The organism is Mycobacterium sp. PS03-16, assembly GCF_004570325.1.
Classification (GTDB): Bacteria; Actinomycetota; Actinomycetes; order Mycobacteriales; family Mycobacteriaceae; genus Mycobacterium.
In genome coordinates this window covers 107,159-120,456 of the sequence record NZ_SPQO01000016.1, presented here as the reverse complement: position 1 = coordinate 120,456, position 13,298 = coordinate 107,159, and the positions used below count along the sequence as shown (strand labels likewise).

Genomic DNA, 13,298 nt, shown 5'->3' with positions numbered 1-13,298 from the left:
CGAGGTCGGCCTCGGCCGCACCGTCGATGGCGCCGAGGTTGAGCTCGGATCCCAGGTCGACCAGCATCTGGTTGCGCCGCGAGGACGCACCGTCGGTGATGGTCTCGATGGAGTCGAGCGCCTCGATCTGGTCCAGCCGCATCTTGGCCGACAGCGCGATCAGCGCGACCGTCGCGTCGGCGGCGTCGAAGGTCAGATCGTCGGGGCGGGGTCCACCCGACGGAGCCGCCGGGGCGGCGGGGGCCGGGCCGGGCAGCGGGCCGAGGCGCTGGCCCGGGGCGAAGCCGGGCACGTCACCGGTGGGCAGGCGGCCGGCGTCGTTGCGGCTCATCAGCGGCACCAGCGCCATCGGGTCGTCGGCGGGCAGGCCGGTCGCGTTCTCCGGCAGACCCGGCCCGATGCCCTCGCGGGCGTCGAGGTGGGTGTCGCCCATCGCGGGCACCGGCCCGGTGATGGGTGGCAGGTCGATGGGGACGACACCGGTGGCGTAGCCGCCGGCCCAGCTGAGCACGTTGCGGGCGTAGGCCACCGAGTTGTTGTAGCGCAGGATCGCCGACATCACCTGCGACGGATCGCGCAGGTTCATCCCCCCGCTGCACAGGTAGCGGGCCGCGGCCAGCGTGGAGTCGTAGAGATTCTGCACGTCGGCCCGGCCGTCGCCGTCGCCGTCGGAGGCGTACCGGGCCCAGGTGCCGGGCAGGAACTGCATCGGGCCCATCGCCCTGGCGTAGGTCACCCGCCCTGCGTTGCGGCTCAACTCGATGACCTCGTTGCCGGGCAGTGTGCCGTCCAGCGCGGGACCGTAGATCGGGCGAACCGCGGTGCCGCGGTTGTCGGTGGCGCCGCCGTTGGCGTGCCCGGACTCGATGCGGCCGATGCCGGCGAGCAGGTTCCAGCTCACCCCGCACTTCGGGACCGCCGCGGTCATCATCCGTTCGGCGTTGCGGTAGGCGCTGAGCGCCATCGCGGGGATTCCGAGGCTGCCCGGGGAGTTCACCACCACCGCCGGCGGCGGGGAGGAGGCGGCCGACGCCGCGATGTGGAAGTCGGCCGGCGGGCGTTTGACGGCGACGACCGACGCGCCGGCCCGGTCGCGCGGTGACGGTTCGACGGCGGCCAGCGGTGTGACCGCGGCATCGCTGACCGGATGCTGCGACTGGGGCGCGGACGCCCCGACCGCACCGGCCAACAGCAGCGGGGCGAGTATGGCGATGCCGGCTGCGGGCCCACGCAGCGCCCGCCCCGCCCGGCGTCGTGCCGCGTCGAGAGCGGCTCCTCCCCCTATGTGCACTCAACCGTCCTCAGCGTCTGCGGTGACCTCGAGAGGTATGTGAACCAAGTCACCATACATACCGTGCGTCACGCGCGTAGCACCAATGCGTTTACCGGATCATCCGGTTCGTTTGGACCGCCGCTCCGAGCCGTCGGCGCGCACCGCGGGTTCGGCGCCGTCGCCGTCGAAGGACTGCTGCAGCGCGGCCACCATCTCGCGCAGCTCCTCGAGCTCTCGGCGCAGGTAGTCGCGGGTCACCACCTCGCCGACGGCCAGGCGCAGCGCGGCGAGTTCGCGGGCCAGGTACTCGGTGTCGGCCTTGGTCTGGGTGGCGCGTCGGCGGTCCTCCTCCAGCGAGACGCGGTCGCGGTTCTCCTGGCGGTTCTGCGCCAGCAGGATCAGCGGGGCGGCGTAGGCGGCCTGGGTGGAGAACGCCAGGTTGAGCAGGATGAACGGATAGGGGTCCCACTGCAGCGAGACCGCGAACAGGTTGAGACAGATCCAGAAGATGACCAGGATCGTCTGCCAGGCCAGGTACCGGCCGGTGCCCAGGAACCGGGCGATCGACTCGCTGACCCGGCCGACGGCCTCGGGGTCGACGTTGAACGAGAAGCGGCGCGGGGAGCGCGGGGTGTCGAGCCGCCCGCGCGCCGACAGATCGCTCATGACGTCCCTTCTGCGCTGGTCATCTCGGGTTCCTCGACCCGCTCACGCCAGTCGTCGGGAAGCAGGTGGTCCAGCACGTCGTCGACCGACACCGCGCCGAGCAGGTGATTCTCCTCGTCGACCACCGGACCGCAGACGAGATTGTAGGCCGCGAAGTACCGGGTCACCCCGCCGAGCGAATCCTGCGGGCTCAGGCTCGGCAGGTCGGTGTCGAGGATGCCGCTGACCAGCGCGGCAGGCGGCTCACGCAGCAGCCGCTGCAGGTGCACACAGCCCAGGTAGCGGCCGGTCGGGGTGGCCGTCGGCGGGCGCACCACGAACACCAGCGAGGCCAGCGCGGGGGTGAGGTCGGGGTCGCGCACCCGGGCCAACGCCTCGGCCACCGTGACGTCGGGCGCCAGCACCACCGGTTCGGACGTCATCAGACCGCCCGCGGTGTTCGGGGAGTGGGCGAGCAGCCGGCGCACGTCCTCGGAGTCCTCGGGGTCCATGCGGCGCAGCAGCGTCTCGGCGTCCGCCGGGGTCATCGAGCCGAGCAGGTCGGCGGCGTCGTCGGGGTCCATCGCCTCGAGCACGTCGGCGGCGCGGTCGGTCTTGAGCTGGCGCAGCACGTCGGCCTGCACGTCCTCGGGGAGTTCCTGCAGCACGTCGGCCAGCCGCTCGTCGTCCAGCGCGTTGACCAGTTCGTAGCGGCGTTTGGCCGGCAGCTCGCGGATGGCTTCGGCCACCTCGATGGGCCGCTGCCCCTCGAACTGCTCGAGCAGCGAGGCCACTCCCTGGTCGGGCATCGCCAGCCCCGATGGGGTGAGGCCGTGCACGTGCTGCCATTCGACGACCTGGATGTTGGCGCGCCGGCCCAGCCGCCGGTGCGCCCGCACCGCGACCCGGGTGACCACCCAGTCGCGGGTGCGGGTCGGTTCGATGCCGAGATCGACCACCACGACATCGATTCCGGTCAGCTGGGGCATGTCGGGGTCGTCGACGCGCACCCGGGTCTCCAGCACCTGCCCCAGGACCAGCACCTCACCGGGCCGCTGGGAGAACTTGCGCAGAGACACGTTGGCGGTGGTCAGCGTGACGGCGCTCGGCTCGATCGCGGTGACCCGCAGGATCGGCACGAAAATTCTTCGGCGCGTGAGCAGTTCGACGACCAGACCGAGGACGCGCGGCTGCTGGCGCACGATGCTGATGCTGACCACCACGTCGCGGACGCGGCCGATCGACTCGCCGTCGGGACCCAGCACCACCATCCCCGCGAGTCGGGCGACGTAGACCCTGTTGACCGCAGACATGCCTCAAAGGGTAGAGAGTTGACGCGTGAGCAACGCGAATCGACCCGTCCTGGCCATGTCCGCCCGGCCGCGCCGGACCTGCCTGTCGGTGCCGGGCAGCAGCGCCAAGATGATCCAGAAGGCCAAGGGGCTGGCGGCCGACGAGGTGTTCCTCGACCTGGAGGACGCGGTGGCGCCCGAGGCGAAGGCGGAGGCGCGCGCCGCGGTGGCCGAGGCGCTCACCGAATCCGGCTGGGGCGACCAGTTGCGCGGGGTGCGGGTCAACGACTGGAACACGCCGTGGACCCACGCCGACGTGATCGACGTGGTCTCGGCCGCGGGCGCGCGACTGGACGTGATCGTGCTGCCGAAGGTCACCGACGTCTCCCACGTGCAGGCGCTGGATCTGCTGCTCACCCAGCTCGAGATCACCCACGGGCTGCCGGTCGGCCGGATCGGCATCGAAGCGCAGATCGAGAACGCCGGCGGCTTGACGAACGTCGACGCCATCGCGGCCGCCCCGCGGGTGCAGGCGCTGGTGCTGGGCCCGGCCGATCTCATGGCCAGCCTCAACGTGCGGACGCTGGTAGTGGGGGAGCAGCCCGAGGGATACGACATCGGCGACGCCTACCACCACGTGCTCATGCGCATTCTGATCGCCGCCCGCACCCACGGCGTGCTCGCGATCGACGGCCCCTTCCTCAAGGTTCGCGACGTCGAGGCGTTCCGGCGGGTGGCCGGGCGGTCGGCGGCGCTGGGGTTCGACGGCAAGTGGGTGCTGCATCCCGACCAGATCACCGCGGGCAACGAGATCTTCAGCCCCCGCCAGCAGGACTATGGCCACGCCGAGCTGATCCTCGAGGCCTACGAGTGGCATACCTCGCGGGCCGGCGGCGCCCGCGGGGCGGTGATGCTCGGCGAGGAGATGATCGACGAGGCCAGCCGCAAGATGGCGCTGGTGATCGCGGGGAAGGGGCGCGCGGCGGGGATGTCCCGGACGGGCGAGCCGTTCCGCCCGCCGTCCTGACCCTGCTCAGACGTTCATGACGGCGACGCCGACGACGATGTTGATCAGCAGCGAGACCACGCCGATCACGATGCCGGCCATGGCCATGCCCTGGCCGCTCTCGTTGTTCTGCTTGATCTGGTTGAGCGAGACGACGCCCAGCGCGACGCCGGCGACCGAGCCGATGCAGCACAGGAATCCGAGCAGCGAACTGACCAGCGCCCAGATCGCCAGTGCGTTGGTCTTGCCCGGGGCGGCGCCGTAGGCCCCGTAGGAGCCGTAGCCACCACCGCCGTAACCGCCGTAGGGCTGATACGCGGGCGGCGGCGGGGGCGGGTAGGCGCCCGCGGTGCTGTCGTAGGGACTGCCGAACCCGCCGGGGTAGCTCGGCGGCGGCGGGTAGTCCGGGCCGGGCGCGGACGGCTGGCCGTAGGTCGGGGAATAGCCCGGCTGGTCGTAACCCGGGCTGGGCGGCGGGTAGCCGTAGGCCGGCGGCGTGCCGTAGTCGGGTGTGGGATCGGTGGGGGCTCCCGGCGAACCGGCCGACGGCTGGTCGGGACGGGCCTGTTCGATGGGCGGCGGTTCGTACCCGCTCGCGGCCGGTTCGGATGCCCCGCCCCCTGCTGACGTCTGTTCGCGGCCCCCGTCCGGATTCGTCATGGTCTTCAACCTAGCGCAACGCCGCGACGGGTAGGCGGGGCTCGGCCAGCGGGCACGAATCGGCCGTCCCGTGCGTTGATCATCATGAGAACGACCTGCCATTTTCGGCGTCCATAGAGGAGAATGACGAGCGATGACGAGCCCATTTCAGCCCGGACCCGCCGCGGGGACGACGCCCGCGGGACCGTCGGCCGTGCGCGGTGGACCGGCCGCGTTGCCCACGCCGCCGAAGGGCTGGCCGATCGGTTCCTACTCGACCTACGCCGAGGCGCAGCGCGCGGTCGACCACCTGTCCGACCAGCAGTTCCCGGTGCAGCAGGTGACCATCGTCGGCGTCGACCTGATGCAGGTGGAGCGGGTCACCGGGCGGCTGAGCTGGCCCAAGGTTCTCGGCGGCGGTGTGCTGACCGGGGCCTGGCTGGGCCTGTTCATCGGCCTGATCCTCGGCTTCTTCAGCCCGAATCCGTGGAGCGCGCTGCTCACCGGTGTGGTGGCCGGTGTGTTCTTCGGTCTCATCACCTCGGCGATCCCGTACGCGATGGCGCGCGGCACAAGAGATTTCAGCTCGACCATGCAGCTGGTGGCCGGCCGCTACGACGTGCTGTGCGACCCGCAGACCGCCGAGCAGGGCCGGGATCTGCTGGCGCGCTTGACGATCTGAGGCGCCCGCGCGCCCGGTCACGCCGCGTCGGGCTATGACACGCTGAGGTCACGATCGGGCCAGGAATCGTCCGGCTCGGGCGCCGAAGTGTTGCACATCACGCTCATCTGCCTCTACGGTTTGCCCGCGGGAGGTTCCCGCCCAAGGCCCCGGCGGCGGTATCGGACACGGCTCCGATGCGCTGCTCCGGCGGCTTTTCGGAGGCGGACGGGAGGCGCGCGTTGCGGGCTCGGCGGCTCTGTGCTGCAGCACTCGCCGCGCTGACGGCGGCGTCGACAGTGTCGGCGTGCAGTTCCGGCGGCGGCGGACTGGTCATCAACTTCTACACGCCGGCCAACGAGATGGCGACGTTCACCGCGGTCGCGCAGCGGTGCAACGAACAGCTCGGTGGGCGGTTCACCATTCAGCAGCTCAGCTTGCCCAAGGGCGCCGACGATCAGCGGCTGCAACTCGCGCGCCGGCTGACCGGTAACGACTCGTCGCTCGACGTGATGGCGCTCGACGTGGTCTGGACGGCGGAGTTCGCCGAAGCGGGCTGGGCGCTTCCGCTGTCCGACGACCCGGCGGGGCTGGCCGAACGCGACGCCACCACCGACACGCTGCCCGGTCCGCTGGAGACGGCGACCTGGCAGGACAAGCTCTACGCGGCGCCCGTCACCACCAACACCCAGTTGCTCTGGTATCGCGCCGATCTGATGGCCCAGCCGCCGCAGACCTGGGACGCGATGGTGGCCGAGGCCACCCGCCTGCACGCGGAGGGCAAGCCCAGCTGGATCGCGGTGCAGGCCAAACAGTACGAAGGCCTGGTGGTGTGGTTCAACACGCTGCTCGAGAGCGCGGGCGGCCAGGTGCTCTCCGACGACGGCGAGACCGTCACGCTGACCGACACCCCCGAACACCGGGCGGCGACGGTCAAGGCACTGGAAATCATCAAGGCCGTCGCCACCGCCCCCGGCGCGGACCCCTCGATCACCCAGACCGATGAGGGCACCGCGCGGCTGGCGCTCGAGCAGGGCAAAGCCGCGCTCGAGGTGAACTGGCCGTTCGTGCTGCCGTCGATGCTGGAGAACGCGGTCAAGGGTGGCGTCGGCTTCCTGCCCCTCAACCAGCGACCGGACCTGGCGGACGCGATCAACGACGCGGGCACCTTCTCACCCACCGACGAGCAGTTCCGCGCCGCCTACGATGCGAGCCGCGAGGTGTTCGGGTTCGCGCCGTTCCCGGCGGTGCAGGAGGGCCAGGAGGCCCGCGTGACGCTCGGCGGGCTGAACCTGGCGGTCGCCAATACCAGCCGGCACCGCGCCGAGGCCTTCGAGGCGATCCGCTGCCTGCGCAACCAGGAGAACCAGCGCTACACGTCGGTCGAAGGTGGCCTGCCCGCGGTGCGCGCCTCGCTCTACGACGATCCGGCGTTCCAGGCCCGCTACCCGCAGTACGACATCATCCGCCAGCAGTTGATCAACGCGGCGGTGCGGCCGGCCACGCCGTCCTATCAGGCGGTTTCGACGCGCATCTCGGTGGCGCTGTCGCCGATCACCGACATCGACCCGGAACGCACGGCCGACGAACTCGCCGAGCAGGTGCAGAAAGCCATCGACGGCAAGGGGTTGATCCCGTGACGGCCACCGCGGAACCCGCGACCACCACCGCGCCGCCCACCGCGGCCACCGGCGGCACCGACGACAGCAGGTCCGAGCGGCGGCTGGCGTTCCTGCTGATCTCGCCCGCGGTCTTCCTGATGCTCGCGGTCACCGCGTACCCGATCGCGTACTCGGTGTGGCTGAGCCTGCAGCGCTACAACCTGGCCCAGCCGGCGGACACCGAATTCGTCGGGCTGCAGAACTACATCACGGTGCTCAGCGACGGGTACTGGTGGAGCGCGTTCGCGGTGACGCTGGGCATCACGATCGTCTCGGTGGCCATCGAGTTCGTCCTCGGCATGGCGCTCGCGCTGGTGATGCACCGGACGATCTTCGGTAAGGGCGTGGTGCGCACCGCGATCCTGGTGCCGTACGGCATCGTCACGGTGGCCGCGTCCTACAGCTGGTACTACGCGTGGACGCCGGGCACCGGATATTTGGCCAACCTGCTGCCCGAAGGCAGTGCGCCGCTGACCGAACAGTTGCCGTCGCTGGCGATCGTCGTGCTCGCCGAGGTGTGGAAGACCACGCCGTTCATGGCGCTGCTGCTGCTGTCCGGATTGGCGCTGGTGCCGCAGGATCTGCTCAACGCCGCGCAGATGGACGGCGCCGGCGCGTGGAAGCGGCTGGTGAAAGTCATTCTGCCGCTGATCAAACCGGCCATCCTGGTGGCGCTGCTGTTCCGCACGCTCGACGCGTTCCGCATCTTCGACAACATCTACGTGCTGACCGCGGGGGCGAACAACACCGGATCGGTGTCGATCCTGGGCTACGACAACCTGTTCAAGGCATTCAACCTCGGGCTCGGTTCGGCGATCAGCGTGTTGATCTTCCTGTCGGTGGCGATCATCGCGTTCATCTACATCAAGCTGTTCGGGGCCTCGGCCCCAGGCTCCGACGATGCGGAGGCGCGGCGATGAGCGCTTGCGCGAAGAGCGGAGGGCACCGATGAGCGCTTGCGCGAAGAGCGGAGGGCACCGATGAGCGCTTGCGCGAAGAGCGGAGGACACAGGTGAACGAGCGGGTGGGTGCCGGTCGGGCGACCGGATGGGCCGTCATCAACATCCTGGTGGTGCTCTACGCGCTGTTCCCGGTGCTGTGGATCCTGTCGCTGTCGCTGAAGCCGACGTCGAGTGTCAAGGACGGCAAGCTCATTCCCAGTGAGATCACCTTCGACAACTACAAGGGGATCTTCTCGGGCAACGCGTTCTCCTCCGCGCTGATCAATTCGATCGGTATCGGGCTGATCACCACCGTGATCGCGGTGCTGTTCGGGGGGATGGCCGCCTACGCGGTGGCGCGCTTGGCGTTCCCCGGTAAGCGGCTGCTGATCGGGGTGGCGCTGCTGATCGCGATGTTCCCCCAGATCTCGCTGGTGACACCGTTGTTCAACATCGAGCGCAGCCTCGGCCTGTTCGACACCTGGCCCGGCCTGATCATCCCTTACATCACGTTCGCGCTGCCGCTGGCGATCTACACGCTGTCGGCGTTCTTCCGGGAGATCCCGTGGGATCTGGAGAAGGCCGCGAAGATGGACGGCGCCACCCCGGCGCAGGCGTTCCGCCGCGTGATCGCGCCGCTGGCCGCGCCGGGCATCGTCACCGCCGCCATTCTGGTGTTCATCTTCGCCTGGAACGACCTGCTGCTGGCCCTGTCGCTGACCGCGACGGAACGGGCGATCACCGCACCGGTGGCGATCGCGAACTTCACCGGCAGTTCGCAGTTCGAGGAGCCGACCGGGTCCATCGCCGCCGGCGCGATGGTGATCACGATTCCGATCATTATCTTTGTTCTCATCTTCCAGCGACGGATTGTCGCCGGGCTGACGTCCGGTGCGGTGAAGGGGTAATTCGATGGCCGAGATCGTCTTGGACCGGGTGACCAAGAGCTACCCCAACGGCGCGACGGCCGTGAAGGATCTGTCGATCACGATCGCCGACGGCGAGTTCATCATCCTGGTCGGCCCGTCCGGGTGCGGAAAGTCCACGACGCTGAACATGATCGCGGGGCTGGAGGACATCTCGTCGGGTGAACTGCGCATCGGCGGGCAGCGGGTCAACGACAAGGCACCCAAGGATCGCGACATCGCGATGGTGTTCCAGTCCTACGCGCTGTACCCGCACATGTCCGTACGGCAGAACATCGGCTTCCCGCTCACGCTGGCCAAGGTCCGCAAGGAGGACATCAACGCCAAGGTGGAGGAGGTGGCCAAGATCCTCGACCTCGCCGAACTGCTGGACCGCAAACCCGGTCAGCTCTCCGGCGGCCAGCGCCAGCGCGTGGCGATGGGGCGGGCGATCGTGCGCAATCCCAAGGCATTCCTGATGGACGAACCGTTGAGCAACCTGGACGCCAAACTGCGCGTGCAGATGCGCACGGAGATCTCCCGGCTGCAGGACCGGTTGGGGACGACCACCGTGTACGTCACCCACGATCAGACCGAGGCCATGACGCTCGGTGACCGCGTGGTGGTCATGCTGGCCGGGGTGGCACAGCAGATCGGGTCGCCCGAAGAGCTGTACAACCGGCCGGCCAACCTGTTCGTCGCCGGCTTCATCGGATCCCCGGCGATGAATTTCTTCCCGGCGGAGATGACCGATGTCGGGGTGCGGCTGCCGTTCGGTGAGGTCACGCTGACCACCGAGATGTACGACCTCGTCAATCGGCGCGGCAAGCCGAAGAAGGTCATCGTCGGTGTGCGTCCCGAGCATCTCGAGGACGCGGCGGTCCTCGACGGCTACGCGCGGATTCGGGCGCTCACCTTCGACGTCAAGGCGGACCTGGTCGAGTCGCTGGGCGCCGAGAAGTACATCCACTTCCGCATCGAAGGCGCCAGTGCGCACGCCGACCAGTTGGCGGCGCTGGAGTCCGGGACGGGCGAAGACGAGTTCGTCGCGAGGGTGTCCACCGAATCCACCGCCCGACAGGGCGAGACCGTGTCGCTGGCGTTCGACACGTCGAAGCTGGTGATCTTCGACGCCGAGTCGGGGGAGAACCTCACGATTCCGCCCGCAGGCAGCGACGCACCCACGCCGCCGGTCACCCCCGAGCCCGACGAGCGGGCCCTCGCGGACGCGGGTGAGGAACCGGCCAAGCCGGCCGAGTGACCGACGTCCTGGCCGCGGTGCGCGCCCACCTGGGCGCGCACTACCGCCGGAACGGGATCGACGCCGAACCCGTCGCCGCGACCGTGACGTTCCTGGGCACCGAGCAGGTCGAGGTGCTGCGCTTCGGGCCGGATTCGCACGGCGTCGCACACTACGTGTCGCTGGGCTGTTCGCGGCACCCGATGTTCGACCCGACCGAGATGGTGACCGACCCGGTGCACGGCCCCCGCGCGGAGATCGTGGTGTCCCTGCGCGGGTCGACGCCGAAGGGCCTCGCCCGCTCGGTCGCGGTGGTGGCCGCGGCGCCCGCGGTGGAGGGGTTGGTGCTCGAGGCCGGCGCGCTGATCGACCTCGAGTCACCGCTGTGGGAGGGCGCCCCGTTCACCGCGTTCCTGTTGGGCGACAGCGATATCGACGACGTCGAGCTTCCCGGTCCGATGCCTGCGGTGCGGATCTTCTCGGCGACGCCGATCACCGCGACCGAGGCCGCGTGGGTCCGGCTCAAAGGCGCCGACGCGATGCGCGAGGCGTGGGTCAGCGACGGGGTCGACGTCCTGGACCCGGCCAGGCGGGCGGCCAGTCCGTCCTAGAGCCAGTGGTTGCGCCGGAACGTGCGGTACAGCAGGAAGCAGATCGCCGCCATCACCGCCAGCACCGCCGGATAGCCGTAGGTCCAGTGCAGTTCGGGCATGTTGTCGAAGTTCATGCCGTAGATGCCCGCCATCGCCGTCGGGACGGCCGCGATCGCCACGTACGCCGAGATCTTGCGCATGTCGATGTTCTGCTGCATCGACACCTTGCCCACCGCGGCCTGCACCAGCGAACTGAGCACCTCGTCGTAGCTGGCGATGCGGTCGGCGGCCTGGGTGTTGTGGTCGAGGACGTCGCGGAAGTAGCGCCGGATCTCCTTGGAGATCAGGTCGTTGTGGTCGCTGCCGATGCGCTGCAGCGCCAGGGTCAGCGGGCTGATCGCCCGCCGCATCTCGACGACCTCCCGCTTCACCAGATAGATCTGTTCGATGTCGGTGGCGCTGCGGGGGGAGAAGACGTTCTCCTCCAACGCGTCGATGTCGGTCTCGACCGAATCGGTGACGTCGAGGTAGGAGTCGACGACGTGGTCGGCGATCGCGTGCATCACCGCGTACGGCCCGAGTGTGCAGCGCGCCGGGTTCGTGTCCATCCGGTGGCGCACTCCGGCCAGTCCGCCGTGGTCGCCGTGGCGGACCGTGACCACGAAGTCGGTGCCGACGAAGATCATGATCTCGCCGGTCTCCACGATCTCGTGCGTCTTGGCGACCGATTCGTGTTCCACATAGGTGATGGTCTTGAGCACCAGGAACAGGGTGTCGTCGTAGCGTTCGAGCTTGGGCCGCTGATGGGCGTGCACCGCATCCTCGACCGCGAGTTCGTGCAGGCCGAACACGTCGGCGACCGCCTGCATCTGATGTTCGTCGGGTTCGTGCAGTCCGATCCAGACGAACGCGGACGTGCCTTCGCCCTCGAGTTCGCGGACCTTGGCCAGGGCGGCGCCGTGGGTGTACTTGCCGGGCAGCCGGGTCCCGCCGGCGTAGACGCCGCAGTCCACCGTCGCGCGGGCGACCGGGACGTGAATGCTGCGGGCGTCGGGTTCGATCGAGGTGTTCGGCCGGCCGCCCTGGCGCAGCAGCGACGGTGGCAAGGCGCGGAACGACGGCATGCGAACCTCCCCTCGACGGCGATCGGCCCGGGTCGGACCTGCACAGATGGTACGCGCCAGTTCTGTGGGAGCCCGTTCTCACCGAGGGGGAAGGGCACCCGGTGAGAAGCCGGGGTCCGATACTGTAGCGCCGTGACTGAGATGGTGCGCACACCGCAGGTCGTCATCGACGAGGCCGAGATCTTCGCTGCTCACGAGGGTGGCAAACTCTCGGTGGAACTCAAGGAGCCGTTGGACACCCAGCGCGCCCTGTCGATCGCCTACACGCCGGGGGTGGCGCAGGTGAGCCGCGCCATCGCCGCCGACCCCACGCTGGCGGCCCGCTACACCTGGGCCAACCGGCTGGTGGCGGTGGTCAGCGACGGCAGCGCCGTGCTGGGCCTCGGCGACATCGGCCCGGCGGCGTCGCTGCCGGTGATGGAGGGTAAGAGCGCGCTGTTCAAGACGTTCGGCGGGCTCGATTCCATCCCGATCGTGCTGGACACCAAGGACCCCGACGAGATCGTCGAGACCCTGGTGCGGCTGCGGCCCACCTTCGGCGCGGTCAACCTCGAGGACATCTCGGCGCCGCGCTGCTTCGAGATCGAACGCCGCGTCATCGAGGCACTGGACTGCCCCGTCATGCACGACGACCAGCACGGCACCGCGATCGTCGTGCTGGGCGCGCTGATGGGGGCCTGCAAGGTCCTCGACCGCGACATGCACACGCTGCGCATCGTGATCTCCGGCGCCGGCGCCGCCGGGGTGGCGTGCGCGAACATCCTGCTGGCGGCGGGCGTCGCCGACATCACCGTGCTCGACAGCAAGGGCATCGTGCACACCGGCCGCGACGACCTCAACCCGGTCAAGGCCGAATTGGCCGAACGCACCAATCCGGCGGGCCGCACCGGCGGTGTCGCCGAGGCGCTCCACGGCGCCGACATGTTCCTGGGTCTGTCGGCCGGTGTGGTGCCCGAGGCGCTGATCGCCACCATGGCCCCCGGCGGCATCGTGTTCGCGCTGTCCAACCCGGACCCGGAGATCCATCCCGACGCCGCGCGCAAGCACGCCGCCGTGGTGGCGACCGGGCGTAGCGACTTCCCGAATCAGATCAACAACGTGCTGGCGTTTCCCGGGGTGTTCCGCGGCGCGCTGGACGCCGGTGCACGCCGCATCACCGAGCGAATGAAGGTGGCGGCCGCCGAGGCGATCTTCTCGGTGGTCGGCGACGAGCTCGCGGTGGACCGCATCGTGCCCAGCGCGCTGGATCCGCGGGTCGGCCCCGCGGTCGCCAAGGCCGTGGCGGCGGCGAGCCAGACTGACACCGAGCAATCCTGAG

Annotated in this window: 12 protein-coding genes and 2 pseudogenes; 8 read left to right on the top strand and 6 right to left on the bottom strand. The window is 69.6% G+C overall.

The window, feature by feature from the left end; genetic code table 11:
* From E4P42_RS27720 to E4P42_RS15450, 4 genes and pseudogenes are all read right to left on the bottom strand, one after another.
* A pseudogene (locus tag E4P42_RS27720) lies at positions 1 to 244 on the bottom strand (hypothetical protein); the annotation flags it as partial.
* Between the two features lie 390 nt (positions 245 to 634).
* Positions 635 to 709, bottom strand: a pseudogene (locus E4P42_RS27715) (lytic murein transglycosylase); the annotation flags it as partial.
* A gap of 681 nt (positions 710 to 1,390) precedes the next feature.
* The gene (locus E4P42_RS15455; RefSeq protein ID WP_135126948.1) at positions 1,391 to 1,939 is read right to left on the bottom strand and encodes a DUF1003 domain-containing protein; all 549 of its coding nucleotides are present in this window, start codon (positions 1,937 to 1,939) and stop codon (positions 1,391 to 1,393) included.
* Entirely contained in the window at positions 1,936 to 3,231 is a 1,296-nt protein-coding gene (locus tag E4P42_RS15450) for a magnesium transporter MgtE N-terminal domain-containing protein (RefSeq protein ID WP_135126947.1), read from the bottom strand. Before E4P42_RS15450 ends, E4P42_RS15455 begins: the two co-directional genes overlap by 4 nt.
* Positions 3,232 to 3,286: 55 nt before the next feature.
* Between E4P42_RS15450 and E4P42_RS15445 the strand changes: the two genes are divergently transcribed.
* On the top strand, positions 3,287 to 4,237 hold the full coding sequence (locus tag E4P42_RS15445; protein ID WP_135126962.1) for a CoA ester lyase: 951 nt from the start codon (positions 3,287 to 3,289) through the stop codon (positions 4,235 to 4,237).
* A gap of 6 nt (positions 4,238 to 4,243) precedes the next feature.
* On the opposite strand, the gene E4P42_RS15440 is transcribed toward E4P42_RS15445, so the two are convergent.
* Positions 4,244 to 4,876 (bottom strand): DUF4190 domain-containing protein, encoded by a 633-nt coding sequence (locus tag E4P42_RS15440; protein ID WP_135126946.1) that lies wholly within the window; start codon positions 4,874 to 4,876, stop codon positions 4,244 to 4,246.
* 133 nt (positions 4,877 to 5,009) lie between these two features.
* On the opposite strand from E4P42_RS15440, the gene E4P42_RS15435 reads away from it, so the two are divergent.
* From E4P42_RS15435 to E4P42_RS15410, 6 genes are all read left to right on the top strand, one after another.
* Positions 5,010 to 5,537 (top strand): general stress protein, encoded by a 528-nt coding sequence (locus E4P42_RS15435; RefSeq protein ID WP_135126945.1) that lies wholly within the window; start codon positions 5,010 to 5,012, stop codon positions 5,535 to 5,537.
* 176 nt (positions 5,538 to 5,713) lie between these two features.
* Positions 5,714 to 7,156, top strand: a complete 1,443-nt coding sequence (locus tag E4P42_RS15430; RefSeq protein WP_167759497.1) for an ABC transporter substrate-binding protein — start codon at positions 5,714 to 5,716, stop codon at positions 7,154 to 7,156.
* A gap of 83 nt (positions 7,157 to 7,239) precedes the next feature.
* The gene (locus tag E4P42_RS15425; RefSeq protein WP_245234042.1) at positions 7,240 to 8,097 is read left to right on the top strand and encodes a carbohydrate ABC transporter permease; all 858 of its coding nucleotides are present in this window, start codon (positions 7,240 to 7,242) and stop codon (positions 8,095 to 8,097) included.
* 104 nt (positions 8,098 to 8,201) lie between these two features.
* A complete protein-coding gene (locus E4P42_RS15420) occupies positions 8,202 to 9,026 on the top strand; it encodes a carbohydrate ABC transporter permease (protein WP_209305787.1) in 825 nt (274 codons plus the stop codon).
* A 4-nt stretch (positions 9,027 to 9,030) separates the two neighbouring features.
* Positions 9,031 to 10,284, top strand: a complete 1,254-nt coding sequence (locus E4P42_RS15415; protein ID WP_135126941.1) for an ABC transporter ATP-binding protein — start codon at positions 9,031 to 9,033, stop codon at positions 10,282 to 10,284.
* Positions 10,281 to 10,874, top strand: coding sequence for a suppressor of fused domain protein (locus E4P42_RS15410; RefSeq protein WP_135126940.1), 594 nt, complete (start codon positions 10,281 to 10,283; stop codon positions 10,872 to 10,874). The genes E4P42_RS15415 and E4P42_RS15410 overlap by 4 nt, the downstream gene beginning before the upstream one ends.
* Here E4P42_RS15410 and corA read toward each other — a convergent pair.
* Complete coding sequence (corA, locus tag E4P42_RS15405) at positions 10,871 to 11,980, bottom strand: magnesium/cobalt transporter CorA (protein WP_135126939.1); 1,110 nt, start codon at positions 11,978 to 11,980, stop codon at positions 10,871 to 10,873. The two genes, E4P42_RS15410 and corA, sit on opposite strands and share 4 nt — an antisense overlap.
* Positions 11,981 to 12,121: 141 nt before the next feature.
* Between corA and E4P42_RS15400 the strand changes: the two genes are divergently transcribed.
* Positions 12,122 to 13,297, top strand: coding sequence for an NADP-dependent malic enzyme (locus E4P42_RS15400; RefSeq protein WP_135126961.1), 1,176 nt, complete (start codon positions 12,122 to 12,124; stop codon positions 13,295 to 13,297).
* Position 13,298: the final 1 nt, after the last annotated feature.

Coding starts and splice junctions, on each gene's coding strand:
- E4P42_RS15455 (WP_135126948.1), bottom strand. CDS start 1,939: ATGAGCGATCTGTCGGCGCGCGGGCGGCTCGACACCCCGCGCTCCCCG.
- E4P42_RS15450 (WP_135126947.1), bottom strand. CDS start 3,231: ATGTCTGCGGTCAACAGGGTCTACGTCGCCCGACTCGCGGGGATGGTG.
- E4P42_RS15445 (WP_135126962.1), top strand. CDS start 3,287: ATGTCCGCCCGGCCGCGCCGGACCTGCCTGTCGGTGCCGGGCAGCAGC.
- E4P42_RS15440 (WP_135126946.1), bottom strand. CDS start 4,876: ATGACGAATCCGGACGGGGGCCGCGAACAGACGTCAGCAGGGGGCGGG.
- E4P42_RS15435 (WP_135126945.1), top strand. CDS start 5,010: ATGACGAGCCCATTTCAGCCCGGACCCGCCGCGGGGACGACGCCCGCG.
- E4P42_RS15430 (WP_167759497.1), top strand. CDS start 5,714: ATGCGCTGCTCCGGCGGCTTTTCGGAGGCGGACGGGAGGCGCGCGTTG.
- E4P42_RS15415 (WP_135126941.1), top strand. CDS start 9,031: ATGGCCGAGATCGTCTTGGACCGGGTGACCAAGAGCTACCCCAACGGC.
- corA (WP_135126939.1), bottom strand. CDS start 11,980: ATGCCGTCGTTCCGCGCCTTGCCACCGTCGCTGCTGCGCCAGGGCGGC.
- E4P42_RS15400 (WP_135126961.1), top strand. CDS start 12,122: ATGGTGCGCACACCGCAGGTCGTCATCGACGAGGCCGAGATCTTCGCT.